The sequence below is a fragment of the Pseudomonas sp. NPDC087803 genome (assembly GCF_044742995.1).
Classification (GTDB): Bacteria; Pseudomonadota; Gammaproteobacteria; order Pseudomonadales; family Pseudomonadaceae; genus Aquipseudomonas.
The window spans coordinates 61,267-73,453 of the sequence record NZ_JBIUVO010000018.1; the positions used below are offsets into that span (position 1 = coordinate 61,267).

12 protein-coding genes and 1 pseudogene are annotated in these 12,187 nt (G+C 60.1%); 5 read left to right on the forward strand and 8 right to left on the reverse strand.

Features of this window, described 5'->3' with window-relative positions; genetic code table 11:
• Nucleotides 1-139: 139 nt before the first annotated feature.
• Nucleotides 140-1,084, forward strand: a complete 945-nt coding sequence (locus ACIOUG_RS12815) for a lysophospholipase (protein WP_401065916.1) — start codon at nucleotides 140-142, stop codon at nucleotides 1,082-1,084.
• 43 nt (nucleotides 1,085-1,127) lie between these two features.
• Entirely contained in the window at nucleotides 1,128-1,598 is a 471-nt protein-coding gene (locus ACIOUG_RS12820; protein WP_003227420.1) for a MaoC family dehydratase, read from the forward strand.
• Nucleotides 1,599-1,726: 128 nt separating this feature from the next.
• On the opposite strand, the gene ACIOUG_RS12825 is transcribed toward ACIOUG_RS12820, so the two are convergent.
• Entirely contained in the window at nucleotides 1,727-2,194 is a 468-nt protein-coding gene (locus ACIOUG_RS12825) for a PA2169 family four-helix-bundle protein (RefSeq protein WP_401065918.1), read from the reverse strand.
• A 206-nt stretch (nucleotides 2,195-2,400) separates the two neighbouring features.
• Between ACIOUG_RS12825 and ACIOUG_RS12830 the strand changes: the two genes are divergently transcribed.
• Complete coding sequence (locus ACIOUG_RS12830) at nucleotides 2,401-2,637, forward strand: DUF3820 family protein (protein WP_401065921.1); 237 nt, start codon at nucleotides 2,401-2,403, stop codon at nucleotides 2,635-2,637.
• Between the two features lie 27 nt (nucleotides 2,638-2,664).
• Nucleotides 2,665-3,846, forward strand: coding sequence for an aminotransferase class V-fold PLP-dependent enzyme (locus ACIOUG_RS12835; RefSeq protein ID WP_401065924.1), 1,182 nt, complete (start codon nucleotides 2,665-2,667; stop codon nucleotides 3,844-3,846).
• A 6-nt stretch (nucleotides 3,847-3,852) separates the two neighbouring features.
• On the opposite strand, the gene ACIOUG_RS12840 is transcribed toward ACIOUG_RS12835, so the two are convergent.
• The 4 genes from ACIOUG_RS12840 to zwf all read right to left on the reverse strand — a co-directional run bounded on the left by ACIOUG_RS12840 (nucleotide 3,853) and on the right by zwf (nucleotide 7,676).
• The gene (locus tag ACIOUG_RS12840) at nucleotides 3,853-4,578 is read right to left on the reverse strand and encodes an intradiol ring-cleavage dioxygenase (protein WP_401065926.1); all 726 of its coding nucleotides are present in this window, start codon (nucleotides 4,576-4,578) and stop codon (nucleotides 3,853-3,855) included.
• Between the two features lie 248 nt (nucleotides 4,579-4,826).
• On the reverse strand, nucleotides 4,827-5,492 hold the full coding sequence (locus ACIOUG_RS12845; protein WP_401065929.1) for a bifunctional 4-hydroxy-2-oxoglutarate aldolase/2-dehydro-3-deoxy-phosphogluconate aldolase: 666 nt from the start codon (nucleotides 5,490-5,492) through the stop codon (nucleotides 4,827-4,829).
• Between the two features lie 17 nt (nucleotides 5,493-5,509).
• Nucleotides 5,510-6,223, reverse strand: a complete 714-nt coding sequence (pgl, locus tag ACIOUG_RS12850; RefSeq protein ID WP_401065931.1) for a 6-phosphogluconolactonase — start codon at nucleotides 6,221-6,223, stop codon at nucleotides 5,510-5,512.
• Nucleotides 6,210-7,676 (reverse strand): glucose-6-phosphate dehydrogenase, encoded by a 1,467-nt coding sequence (gene zwf, locus ACIOUG_RS12855; protein ID WP_401065934.1) that lies wholly within the window; start codon nucleotides 7,674-7,676, stop codon nucleotides 6,210-6,212. Before zwf ends, pgl begins: the two co-directional genes overlap by 14 nt.
• 226 nt (nucleotides 7,677-7,902) lie before the next feature.
• On the opposite strand from zwf, the gene ACIOUG_RS12860 reads away from it, so the two are divergent.
• Nucleotides 7,903-8,763: a MurR/RpiR family transcriptional regulator gene (locus ACIOUG_RS12860; RefSeq protein WP_169842436.1), complete on the forward strand. Its 861-nt coding sequence runs from the start codon at nucleotides 7,903-7,905 to the stop codon at nucleotides 8,761-8,763.
• A 137-nt stretch (nucleotides 8,764-8,900) separates the two neighbouring features.
• On the opposite strand, the gene ACIOUG_RS12865 is transcribed toward ACIOUG_RS12860, so the two are convergent.
• From ACIOUG_RS12865 to ACIOUG_RS12875, 3 genes and pseudogenes are all read right to left on the reverse strand, one after another.
• On the reverse strand, nucleotides 8,901-9,755 hold the full coding sequence (locus tag ACIOUG_RS12865) for a D-hexose-6-phosphate mutarotase (protein ID WP_401065936.1): 855 nt from the start codon (nucleotides 9,753-9,755) through the stop codon (nucleotides 8,901-8,903).
• Between the two features lie 286 nt (nucleotides 9,756-10,041).
• Nucleotides 10,042-11,391, reverse strand: a complete 1,350-nt coding sequence (locus ACIOUG_RS12870) for a carbohydrate porin (RefSeq protein WP_401065938.1) — start codon at nucleotides 11,389-11,391, stop codon at nucleotides 10,042-10,044.
• A 227-nt stretch (nucleotides 11,392-11,618) separates the two neighbouring features.
• Nucleotides 11,619-12,187 (reverse strand): annotated as a pseudogene (locus ACIOUG_RS12875) (TOBE domain-containing protein); the annotation flags it as partial.

The window sequence follows — 12,187 nt, forward strand, 5'->3', positions numbered from 1 at the left end:
AGCAGTTATGGCCAGTGAGGCAAATATGGGCGATGGCGACATTGATCGTATGAATCTTCCTGCCGTGGCGTGAGCTGATCGGACGCGCTATACAATGCTACGACTGCGGGCCGTAACCGCTCGATAAAAAGGAATTGCCATGATCCACCACGCCTTCTGGCTGGACGCGAGTGACCGCAGCCGCCTCTACGTCAACCAGTGGCTGCCCGCTGCGCCGCTGAAAGCGCTGATCCTGCTGGCCCACGGCATGGCCGAACACAGCGCACGTTACGAGCGGCTGGCAGAAGCGTTTTGCGCACAAGGTTACGGCGTCTACGCCCCGGACTTGCGCGGGCATGGCAAGACCGCCGAGCACGGGACGCTCGGGCATTTCGCCGACGACGACGGCTGGTGCAAGGTGACCGGCGATCTGGCCAGCCTCAATCAGCACATCGGCCAGCAACATCCCGGCGTGCCGATCATCCTGCTCGGGCACAGCATGGGCAGCTATCTCGCCCAGGCTTACCTGCTGCATCACAGCGCCAGCCTGCACGGGGCAATTCTCAGCGGTTCGAATTTCCAGCCAGTGGCGTTGTACGGCGCGGCGCGACAGATCGCCCGTTTCGAAAAACTGCGTCAGGGCGGCAAGGGTCGCAGTGCGCTGATCGAGTGGTTGTCGTTCGGCTCGTTCAACAACCAATTCAAACCGGCACGCACACCGTTCGACTGGCTGAGCCGCGACCCGGTCGAGGTCGATCTGTATGCCAACGACCCGCTGTGCGGCTTCCGCTGCACCAACCAACTGTGGATCGACCTGCTCGGCGGCTTGCAGCAAATCAGCAAAGCGTCCAATCTCGCCCAGATAGATCCGGGCCTGCCGCTGCTGGTGATCGGCGGTGAATGTGATCCGGTGAGCGAAGGCAAGCGTCTGACAGATCTGGCCGAGGCGTTGCGCTCGGCCGGCAGCCAGAACCTGCAATTGAAGATCTACCCGCAGGCGCGGCACGAATTGTTCAATGAAACCAATCGCGACGAAGTGGTTGCCGATGTGCTGGCCTGGATCGACCAGGCCCTGAGCCATCGTCGCCCGCAGCGTAGCGAATAATTTTTTGTGGATTCACTTTAATCCGTCACAGGAATCAAGACCGATGACCCAGGTTACCAACATCCCTTACGAAGCCCTCGAAGTCGGCCAGACCGCCAGCTACAGCAAGACTGTCGAAGAGCGCGACATTCAGCTGTTCGCCGCGATGTCGGGCGACCACAACCCGGTGCACCTGGACGCCGAATTCGCTGCCGCCAGCATGTTCAAGGAACGCATCGCCCACGGCATGTTCAGCGGTGCGCTGATCAGCGCGGCCGTGGCGTGCGAGCTGCCTGGGCCGGGCACCATCTATATCGGCCAGCAGATGAGTTTTCAGAAGCCGGTGAAGATTGGCGACACCCTGACCGTACGCCTGGAAATTCTCGAGAAGCTGCCGAAGTTTCGCGTGCGCATCGCCACTCGCGTATTCAATCAGCGTGATGAATTGGTGGTGGATGGCGAAGCTGAGATTCTGGCTCCGCGTAAACAGCAGACTGTGACGTTGCCGACCTTGCCGGCGATCAGCATCGGCTGATCAGCAGGTACACAAAAAACCAATGTGGGAGCGGACTTGCTCGCGAAGCGGTTATGCCAGCAACATCATCGTTGCATGACACACCGCATTCGCGAGCAAGCCCGCTCCCACAGTTTTCCCAGCGTGGCTTACGAACGCGCGCGAGCCTGGTTACGCAGGGCTTTCACTTGGTCGTGGTTGCGTTGTACGCCGTGGTACTGACGCTCAACCAGGTCACGGATGCCGACCAGGCCGTGATCTTCGATTTTTTTGATGGCTTCTTTGTACGCCTTCAGCGCATGGTCTTCACCGCGCTCGGCTTCGTTAAGCACCGCTTCTTCGTCTTTGCCGGTGAACATGGCTTTGACGTCGACCCAGCGACGGTGCAGGTCACCGCTGACGCTGGTAGAGGTTTCCGGATCACCGCCCAGTTTACGCACTTCAGCCTGCAGTTCAGCGGCGGCAGTCGCGCAATCGGCAGAACGGGTCACGAACAGGGTTTTGAGTTCTGGATGCTTGATGTCTTCAGCGCAAGTCTTGAACCCTTCCTGACCGTCCTTGCAGGTTTCGATCAGGTCGTTGAGTACAGAGATGGCTTCTTTATTAACGTCAGTCATTTTTCAATTCCTTGCGATTGGTTGAAGATGCAAGGGTTATTGCAGTGTGCGTGCCAGCTTTTAAGAAAATAAAAATGTCTTTAATTTCAATTAGTTAAATATGTTTGAACTATCTGTGCCACGGTTATTTGCATGATCTGTCATTTGGCCTGCATGCAGAATGCCTGTATTTTCCTGACTGTTCTGAATCCAGATGATTGCCACTGATGAATCCTGAAAAGCTTGAGCTGTTGATCACCCGTGAAATGCCCTTCGGCAAGTACAAGGGCCGGATCATTGCCGACCTGCCGGGGCCTTATCTGAACTGGTTTGCCCGCGAAGGCTTTCCCCACGGCGAACTCGGCGGACTGCTGGCGCTGATGCAGGAAATCGACCATAACGGCCTGTCGGACCTGCTCGAACCGCTACGCGCCAAACACGGCAAACCTGCCTCGCGCCATTGAAGCGCCCTCCTCCCTTGAGCCTCGACCATGCCTGACAACACCCGCCGCGCCCGTGACGAAGCATTCTGGCAAACCTTCGCCGACCGCTACGAAACGCAAACCGGCCCGCTGAACCTGGAGAACGGTTACTTCGGGCGCATGTCGCGCACGGTGATCGAGGACTACCAGCGCAACATCGAGCTGATCAATACCAGCAACTCGGTGTATGTGCGCCAGCGTTTCGAACAGCACGACAGCCTCGACATCCGCGCGCAACTGGCCGAGCTGATCGGCGTGCGCGCGCAGAGCGTGGCCTTCACCCGCAATGCCAGTGATGCGCTGCAGTCGCTGATCCGCAATTACAATCGCCTGGAACCCGGCGATCAGGTGCTGATCAGTGACCTGGAATACGACACGGTCAAAGGCGCCATGCGCTGGCTGGCGCGGCACCGCGGCGTCGAGGTGATAGAGATCGACCACGCACACCCGGCCAGTTTCGACAGCCTGCTGGCGACCTACCGCGAAGCCTTTATCCGCTATCCGAAACTCAAGTTGATGGCCCTGACCCACGTCACCCATCGCACCGGGCTGGTGATGCCGGTGCAGGCCATCGCCGCGCTGGCGAAAGCACACCGGGTGGACATCATCCTCGACGGCGCTCATGCCCTCGGCCAGATCGAATTCGACCTGGAGGCATTGGGCATCGCGTTCGCCGGTTTCAACCTGCACAAGTGGATCGGCGCACCGCTGACCCTGGGCTTTCTGTACATAGCGCCGCAGCGCCTGGCCGACATCGACCCGGACATGGGCGAAATGCATTTCCCCACCAGCGATATCCGCGCCCGCACGCCGTACAGCACGCCGAACATTCCGGCACTGATGACCCTGCCGCTGGTGTTCGAGGAACACCGTTCACTCGGTGGCGCCGCAGCCAAAGGCGCACGGCTCAATTACCTGCGTAACCTGTGGGTCAGCGCGGTGCGGCACCTGCCGGGGATCGAGATCATGACCCCGGACGATCCGCGCCTGTATTGCGGGATCACCTCGATGCGCTTCACCCGCCACGCCGATCAACAGACGATGGCCGCGCGACTGCTCAACGAGTACAACCTGTTCACCGTGGTGCGTAACGGCGCAGCGAGCGGGCCGAGTATCCGCATCACTCCGGGGCTGACCACCACCGCCGATGACATGCAGTTGCTGACCCGCGCGCTCAACGAACTGCGCTGAATTCGCTCACACAGTGAATTTGTCGAAGTCCTCGGGCTTGATCTGCGACGAGGCGGCGAAGGTGTCGATGCCGATGGTCAGGTGGCCGAAAAAACCGTCCTCGTGAGAGTCACGGCCGATTGGCCACACGGTCAGGGTTGAGCCCTCGCCGCCCATGTCGGTGTAGTAGCTGTCATCGGCGTTGTTCAACGGTGCCGAGGCACGCCCGCGATAATCCCGGGCATTGAGCACCGAGCGTGACACCACTTCGGGGAAATACAGCTGACCGACCCAGGCCACGCTGCGCTCCTCGAGATATTCGGTACCGGCGACAATGCGCACCGCCACATTAATGTGCAGCGCTCGACCGGCATAGAACCCCGGATAGATTGTGGTGAATCGCGCCCGCCCCTGGTGATCGCAGAACTGACTGCCGCGCAGGTAGGTGTCATCGTCGGTGCGCGGGATCGAGCCGATGGCGTCGGTGTCGACTTCAAGGTCCGGATTGATCCGGCTCCACCCGGAATAGGCGCCCCGTGCATTGCAATGCCAGATATCCACCAGCGCCCCGCTGACCGGCGCGCCGGTCATTGCGTCGACGATGCTCAGGCGCAACAGCAACGGCAGCCCTTCGGCCCCTTCGCTGATGTTGCGGCGCAGCAGCTTGGGATTGCGAAAGTACGGCCCGGCGATCTGTTCGGGGGCCAACTGATAGATCGGTTGTGACGGTGGGGCTGAAGAATCTCGTTCCATGAGGCGTTCTCTCTTCCATAAGAGAACGCAGGTTAACGCCACGTCCGGATGCCTGTGCGGTAACTATGTATCGCAGCGTAACGAATGATATGTAGGCGCTGCCGCAGGCTGCGATCTTTTGATGTTGTTTTTTAAAGATCGCAGCCTGCGGCAGCTCCTATAGGTTTTTTTTGGGCAAAAAAAAACGGTGCACCGACCAAGCGCACCGTAAAGCCGTAGAACACACAACGAAGTGTCAGGTAAAAAGGTTAGTCCAGCAGCGCCAGAGCCTCGGCGGTGCATTCCTGAATGCGCGCCCAGTCGCCGTTCTTGATCCACTCGGGATCGAGCATCCAGCTGCCGCCCACGCACATGACGTTTTTCAGCGCCATGTAGCTCTTGATGTTGGCCGGGCCGACACCGCCAGTCGGGCAGAATTTCACTTCGCCGAACGGGCCGCCGAGGGCCTTGATCGCTGCCACGCCGCCGCTGACTTCCGCCGGGAACAGCTTGAAGCGGCGATAACCCAGGCCATAGCCTTCCATGATGCCGGAGGCGTTGCTGATGCCGGGCAACAGCGGAATCGGGCTGTCGACGCTGGCTTCGAGCAGGTCACGGGTGATGCCCGGGGTAACGATGAATTGCGAACCCGCCGCTTCGGCCGCCGCGAGCATGTTGCGGTCGAGTACGGTACCGGCACCGGTCACCAGCTCCGGACGCTGCTCACGCAGGATCTGGATCGCCTTGAGGCCGAACTGCGAACGCAGGGTCACTTCCAGCGCGGTCAGGCCACCGGCGGCCAAGGCGTCGGCCAATGGCAGCACGTCCTGTTCACGGGCGATGGTGATCACTGGCAGGATCCGCGCCTTGGCGCAGAGGCTGTCGATCAGGGCAACTTTGTCCGCCATGGAAACGGTCGGGGATGGGGATGTCATAGCGGCTGTTCCTTGGCTCATGGGCACCAGTAGATCTCTAACGTAGGTTGCAGAAACGCGCGTACCGGCATGGCCGCGACGTCGTCGGATGCCAGTGCGGCATTCAGGGTGGTCAGTTTCGACTGACCGGAAATCGACAGAATCTTGTGCTTTGCCGAAGCCAGCAGCGCGCGGCTCATGGTCAGGCGTTGACGCGGCACGCTCGGCGCCAGCATCGGCCAGCAGCGGCGAGTGCCGTCAATCTTCAAGGCTTCGGTCAGGTTCGGGCTGTCGGGGAACAACGACGCGGTGTGACCGTCATCGCCCATGCCCAGCACCAGCACGTCAATCGGCGGCAATTCCGCGAGCAGACGGTCGGCCTGTTCCGCGGCCTGCTCGACGTTGGCCGCCGCGCTGTAAAGGCTGAGGAACTGCGCCTTGGCCGCCGGGCCCTTGAGCAGGTACTGCTTGAGCAGGCCGGCGTTGCTGTCGGCGTGTTCGACCGGCACCCAGCGCTCGTCAGCGAGGGTCACGACGACCTTCGACCAGTCCAGCTCCTGCTTGGCCAGGTGCTGGAAAAACGCCACCGGGCTGCGACCGCCAGAGACCACCAGCACCGCGTTGCCGCGTGCAGCGATGGCATCGCTCAGCTGCTTGGCGACATTCAGCGCCAGACCTTCGGCCAGCAGCACCGGGCTCTTGAATTCGTGGGCATTCACGCCCGCGGGCAGTTTCACATCAGATATCGCCATACCACGACCTCCCGTCCCGCGTGATCAGTGCAATCGAGCTCATCGGCCCCCACGACCCGGCCGCATACGGCTTGGGCGCGTCACCGGATTTTTTCCAGCCGGCGATCAACTGGTCACACCACTTCCACGCGGCTTCGATTTCATCTTTACGGACAAACAGGTTCTGATTGCCGTTCATCACTTCCAGCAACAACCGCTCGTAGGCATCGGGGATCCGTGCGCTGCGCCAGGTGTCGGAGAAATTCAGTTGCAGCGGCCCGCTGCGCAGTTGCATGCCCTTGTCCAGACCCTGCTCCTTGGTCATCACCCGCAAGGAAATGCCTTCGTCCGGTTGCAGACGGATGATCAGTTTGTTGCTGATCTGCAGGCGCTGTTCCGGCGCGAAAATGTAGTGCGACGGTTCCTTGAAGTGGATGACGATCTGCGACAGCTTCTGCGGCATGCGCTTGCCGGTACGCAGGTAGAACGGCACGCCGGCCCAGCGCCAGTTGCGGATGTCGGCGCGCAGGGCGACGAAGGTTTCGGTGTCGCTCTGGGTATTGGAATTCGGTTCTTCAAGGTAGCCCGGCACGGACTTGCCTTCGCTATGGCCGGCGATGTACTGACCGCGCACCACTTGCGTGGTCAGGCCTTCCGGGCTGATCGGCGCCAGGGCCTTGAGCACTTTGACCTTTTCGTCACGGATGCTGTCGGCGGACAGGTCGGCCGGCGGGTCCATGGCGATCAGGCACAGCAGCTGCAACAGGTGATTCTGGATCATGTCGCGCAATTGGCCGGCCTTGTCGAAGTAGCCCCAACGGCCTTCGATACCAACCTTCTCGGCCACGGTGATTTCCACGTGGGAGATGTAATTCTGGTTCCACTGGGTTTCGAACAGGCTGTTGGCGAAACGCAGGGCGATCAGGTTCTGGACGGTCTCTTTGCCCAGGTAGTGGTCGATGCGGTAGGTGCGGTTCTCCGGGAAGAACTGCGCCACGGCGTCGTTCACTTTGCGCGAGGATTCCAGATCGGAGCCGATCGGCTTTTCCAGGACCACGCGGGTGTTTTCTGCCAGACCGACTTTCGCCAGGTTCTCGCAGATCGCGCCGTACACCGCCGCCGGTGTGGCGAAGTAGGCAATCATGCGTTGCGTGCTGCCGGCGGCTTCGGCCAGCGCCACATAGTCTTCAGCCTTGAGGAAGTCGACGTGCAGGTAGCTCAGGCGCGCCAGAAAGCGCTCGGCCACAGCCTCGTCCAGCTCTTTGCCGACGTAACGGCGCAATTCGGCGGCGATGAACGCCATGTGCTGCTGTTCGGAACCGGGTTCACGGGCCAGCGCGAGAATGCGCGTGTCTTCGTGCAACAGGTCGGCGCCATCGAGGTGATAAAGGGCAGGAAACAGCTTGCGCAGGGCCAGATCGCCCAGAGCGCCGAACAAGGCAAAGGTGCACGGTTCAACCGTAATCGAAGGCATGATGTTTGTTCTTTTATCAAGTTAAGCTACAAATACCTTTTTTCAAGGCATCACTCAAGGGAAAATGTAGTAATAACCACAACATTTTCGCAAAATACAGATTCCGAGTGGTGGTCGGTCGGAGCCATCAGTAGGATAGGCCACCGTTACGGGCCATATCAAAGGCCCAATTTGCATAGCCCGGCGCACCTTTGCGCAGGTGAATTAGGAATTCCATATGGACCGCGTGCGAAATTTACTGGAACAGATCCAGAGTCGCCTTGAAGAGCTGAACAAGGCCGAACGCAAAGTCGCCGAGGTGATCCTGCTCAACCCGCAGCAGGCCACCCGCTTCAGCATCGCCGCCCTCGCCCAGGCGGCGTCGGTGAGCGAGCCGACGGTCAACCGTTTCTGCCGTTCGTTCGGTGTCAGCGGCTACCCTGAACTCAAGCTGCAACTGGCGCAGAGCCTGGCCAGTGGCGCGGCGTATGTCAGCCGTGCGGTGGAGGCCGATGACAATCCAGAGGCGTACACGCAGAAGATTTTCGGCAGCGCCATCGCTTCGCTGGACAGCGCTTGCCAGGCGCTCGATCCGAACCTGATCAGCCGCGCCGTCGACCTGTTGATTCAGGCCCGGCAGATCCACTTCTTCGGCCTCGGCGCTTCGGCCCCGGTGGCGCTGGATGCGCAGCACAAGTTCTTCCGCTTCAACCTCGCCGTCACCGCGCATGCGGATGTGCTGATGCAGCGGATGATTGCTTCGGTGGCGCACACTGGCGAGCTGTTCGTGATCATTTCCTACACCGGCCGCACCCGCGAGCTGGTTGAGGTGGCGCGCATCGCCCGGGAGAACGGCGCTTCGGTGCTGGGCCTGACCGCCGAGAATTCGCCGCTGGCCAAGGCCAGTACCCTGAGCCTGAACATTCCGCTGCCGGAAGACACCGACATTTATATGCCGATGACTTCGCGGATCATTCAGCTGACCGTGCTGGATGTGCTGGCGACCGGCATGACCTTGCGTCGCGGGGTGGATTTCCAGCCGCATCTGCGCAAGATCAAAGAGAGCTTGAATGCGAGCCGGTATCCGGTGGGTGACGAGTTCAACTGATCCAGAATTTAGGCTGATTGATCCGGCCTCTTCGCGAGCAAGCCCGCTCCCACAGGTGATCGGGTTCCTTCAATTGGAATGCCATCTACTGTGGGAGCGGGCTTGCTCGCGAAGGCGTCAGCCGACTCACCACAAATCTAGGCCGCAGCCCACGCCTGCAAGCTCAGGTGCGCCTTCTCCCCCGGCGCCAGATGCAGGCTGTCGGTGCCCCCCGCCGCTGCTTCGACACAGACAAACTCGGTCACTTCATCCCAGCTCACACCCAGCAACGGCCGCGAGCCCGGATGCCAGACCACGGTGTCGCCGCTGTCACCGGTGTCGATGCACAACTCGCGCTGCCAGGCGTGATCCTTGAGTTGCAATTCGCCGTCGTGCTGGAACACCCGCTGACAACCGCCATCGACGCGCAACTCGCCTTCCTGCTGGCAGGACTGGCGGTTCAACTGGTCATAACCTTGCGCGCCTTCGAGGCCAGACAGCGCTATCTCACCGACATCACCAATACGCCAGTAAGCGTGCAAAGCCTGGCTCAACTGGCACGGCATGTCGTCCTGATGCTCGGTGCTCAGGCGTAATTCCATGCGTTCACCGAGGTGCGCGTGCAGGTCGACCTGCCAGTCGCACAACTGTAATTGCCAGTGCAGGCGCACGCCATCTTCGGCGCTGCTGCTGTCGAGCAGTTTCCAGTCGAGCAGGCGCGCCCAGCCATGGGATGGCCAGGCATTTTCGCTTGGATGGCGGCCATACCACGGCCAGCACACCGGCACGCCGCCACGAATGGCGCCAACGTGCGGCCACTTCGCCGCACACCACAACCACGGTTTCTGCCCGCGCGGTTGAAAGTGCAGCAACTGCGCGCCCTGGCGACTGAACACCGCCTGACACAGCGGATGATCGATCACCAGAACATCGCGCATCTGATAGCGCTCCCAGGCAAACACCGGTCGTTCGCGCAGGGATTTGAAGAAGCGTTGCAGCGGATGCTCATGCATTGGCCACGGTCCTGAAAATCATGGGGGTACTCAACAATCCACATTGCTCTTGTGGCGAGGGAGCTTGCTCCCGCTGGGCTGCGAAGCGGCCCCTAAATCATTCACTGCGGTGTGTCATTTAAACCTCATCATAGGATTGACGACTGCTGCGCAGCCGAGCGGGAGCAAGCTCCCTCGCCACAAATGGGTACGACACAAACCTTGAATACGAGTGTCGCAAAAAAAAGCGGACAGCCTTGGCTGTCCGCAAATATGCGCACATAGAGAGGAGCTTATCGCAACAGCGTTAGAACGTAGACTGAATTTTCAGGCCAGCGACCAAAGCGTTGTCCACTGCATCAACACCACCCGGGTGAGTGATGTACTGCAGGTTAGGACGTACGGTCAGCCAGTTGGTGACGTGGAAGCCGTAGTTGATCTCGTAGTTGTATTCGGTTTCACGAATCGGCGAGAACACCGGATTGTCGTAATCCGAAACACCGTTGGAAGCATTCAGCAGCTCTGCGTTTTTCTTCACATCATCGTTGACGTGGATACGCGCCGCACCGATGCCGACGTCATCCTTCGGACGTGCGTCGAACGGGCCTTTGTAGACAAACATCACCGACTGGTAGTTGTCGATGAAGTTGGTGTCCTTGTCGTGGAACGTGGCGTTGGCCGCGATGTTCAGACCGCGGGAAGCATCACCGTTGTGGCTGGTGAGTTGCTGCTGCGCGACGAACCAGTAGCCATGTTTGCTGCTGTGGGTCTTGTACGCGTCGCCGGTGGTCGCTGCGTCGAAACCGTTGACGTCTTCGCGGACGTCATTGGCATCAGCCGTGCTCTTGTAGTAACCGACGCGGTATTCGCCCGGCAGGCTGTTGACCTTCGGCGACCAGACCAACTCGACCGGCAATACAGTACCGGCGGTGCCGCTGCCGCTGAGCTTGAAGCCGTTGCCGTGTTCCAGCTGCGACGGGTTCTGGTTGTACGCACCGATCTGCGCGTAGAGCTCGTCGTTGATGTTGTACTTCACACGGATCGCAGCCTGGCTGACGGGCCAGTTGTACCAGATGTTCGTCGCCCAGTTACCGACCTGCGAGCCGCAGAACGCCAGGTTCTGGAAGTCGCACGGGAAGGTGTTGAAGTCTTCGCCTTCGCCGAAGTAACCGGCCTTGACGTCGAGCTTGTTGTCGAAGAACTGGTGCTGAATCCACAACTGGGTCAGACGCACCATGTGGCCACGACCGTAGACTTCCTGCGAAGACGACAGAGTGCCAGCACGCGGATCGCCCACGCGATCGTTGGAGATGTTGTAGCCGTTACGGTTGGTCAGCTGGATCTTCGCCTGGGTGTTATCCCAGCCCCAGAGTTTTTGCAGATCCAGTGCTACGCCCAGGCCAAACTGGTCGGCATAGCGCGCAGTCTTGTCGTCGTTGTAGCCACCGTGCAGGTTGCCGCCGACTTCCCCGACGTAGTCCGCCTTGATGTCGATACCCTGCTCGATCAGCTTGGTCCGCTCGCCACCCCAGTCGCCGGTCATCCATTTCGAATCGGAGCTGAATGCATCGGCAGCCATTGCATTGCCGGCCAGCACCAATGCCGCCGCAGCTGACACTTGGCAGATCAACCGGGCATTGACGTGTTTCTTTTTCATCCCTACATCCTCGTCTTTATTGTTATTAACTGTTTTTTTCCAACGCGGTTTACATAAAAAGTGCGGCGAACGACAGGCCGAACACCACTTTTCCCCTGTGGAATCCGATCCCTGTGGGAGCTGGCTTGCCAGCGATGGCGGTGATTCAGGCGACATCCATTTTGGATGTGCCGGCCCCATCGCTGGCAAGCCAGCTCCCACATGAACCTCACTCCTACACTGATCTGTTACCGACCTTTGAATTGCGCGACATTTGCCGACCGCGCTTCGGTCTGCGCCTGGCCCGCAACGCCCAGACGCTCGCCAGTCTTGGCATCGAACAACAACACTTTCGACGGATCGAATTGCAGGGTCAGGGTCTCGCCCACCTGCGGTGCCACGTCCGGTGCCAGACGGCAGCAGACCTTGGTCTCGTTCAGGTTGACGAACACCAGCGTGTCCGGACCGGTCGGTTCGGTGACCTGCACTTCGGCCTTGATGCTCGGCAGGCCATTGCCCTCGCCGCTCGCCAGAACGATCTGTTCCGGGCGCAGGCCGAGGATCACTTCGCGATCCTCCAGACCGGCGTCCTGCATGCTCATCGGCAACTCGCAACGGGCCTGGCCGCTGTCGAGCAGCGCCAGCAGACGACCGTCCTTGCGCTGCAGACGCAGCGGAATGAAGTTCATCGGCGGCGAACCGATGAAGCTCGCCACGAACAGGTTGGCCGGGTCGTTGTAGATCTCTTTCGGCTTTCATATCTTCTGGATGATGCTGTACTTCATAAACGGAAGTTTTTCGCGTATGGTGTTTGATT

What these genes read in the sequence shown, in the direction of transcription:
- ACIOUG_RS12820 (WP_003227420.1), top strand. Translation starts at nt 1,128, where the DNA reads ATGACCCAGGTTACCAACATCCCTTACGAAGCCCTCGAAGTCGGCCAG.
- ACIOUG_RS12840 (WP_401065926.1), bottom strand. Translation starts at nt 4,578, where the DNA reads ATGGAACGAGATTCTTCAGCCCCACCGTCACAACCGATCTATCAGTTG.
- ACIOUG_RS12865 (WP_401065936.1), bottom strand. Translation starts at nt 9,755, where the DNA reads ATGCATGAGCATCCGCTGCAACGCTTCTTCAAATCCCTGCGCGAACGA.
- ACIOUG_RS12815 (WP_401065916.1), top strand. Translation starts at nt 140, where the DNA reads ATGATCCACCACGCCTTCTGGCTGGACGCGAGTGACCGCAGCCGCCTC.
- ACIOUG_RS12830 (WP_401065921.1), top strand. Translation starts at nt 2,401, where the DNA reads ATGAATCCTGAAAAGCTTGAGCTGTTGATCACCCGTGAAATGCCCTTC.
- zwf (WP_401065934.1), bottom strand. Translation starts at nt 7,676, where the DNA reads ATGCCTTCGATTACGGTTGAACCGTGCACCTTTGCCTTGTTCGGCGCT.
- ACIOUG_RS12825 (WP_401065918.1), bottom strand. Translation starts at nt 2,194, where the DNA reads ATGACTGACGTTAATAAAGAAGCCATCTCTGTACTCAACGACCTGATC.
- ACIOUG_RS12845 (WP_401065929.1), bottom strand. Translation starts at nt 5,492, where the DNA reads ATGACATCCCCATCCCCGACCGTTTCCATGGCGGACAAAGTTGCCCTG.
- ACIOUG_RS12870 (WP_401065938.1), bottom strand. Translation starts at nt 11,391, where the DNA reads ATGAAAAAGAAACACGTCAATGCCCGGTTGATCTGCCAAGTGTCAGCT.
- pgl (WP_401065931.1), bottom strand. Translation starts at nt 6,223, where the DNA reads ATGGCGATATCTGATGTGAAACTGCCCGCGGGCGTGAATGCCCACGAA.
- ACIOUG_RS12835 (WP_401065924.1), top strand. Translation starts at nt 2,665, where the DNA reads ATGCCTGACAACACCCGCCGCGCCCGTGACGAAGCATTCTGGCAAACC.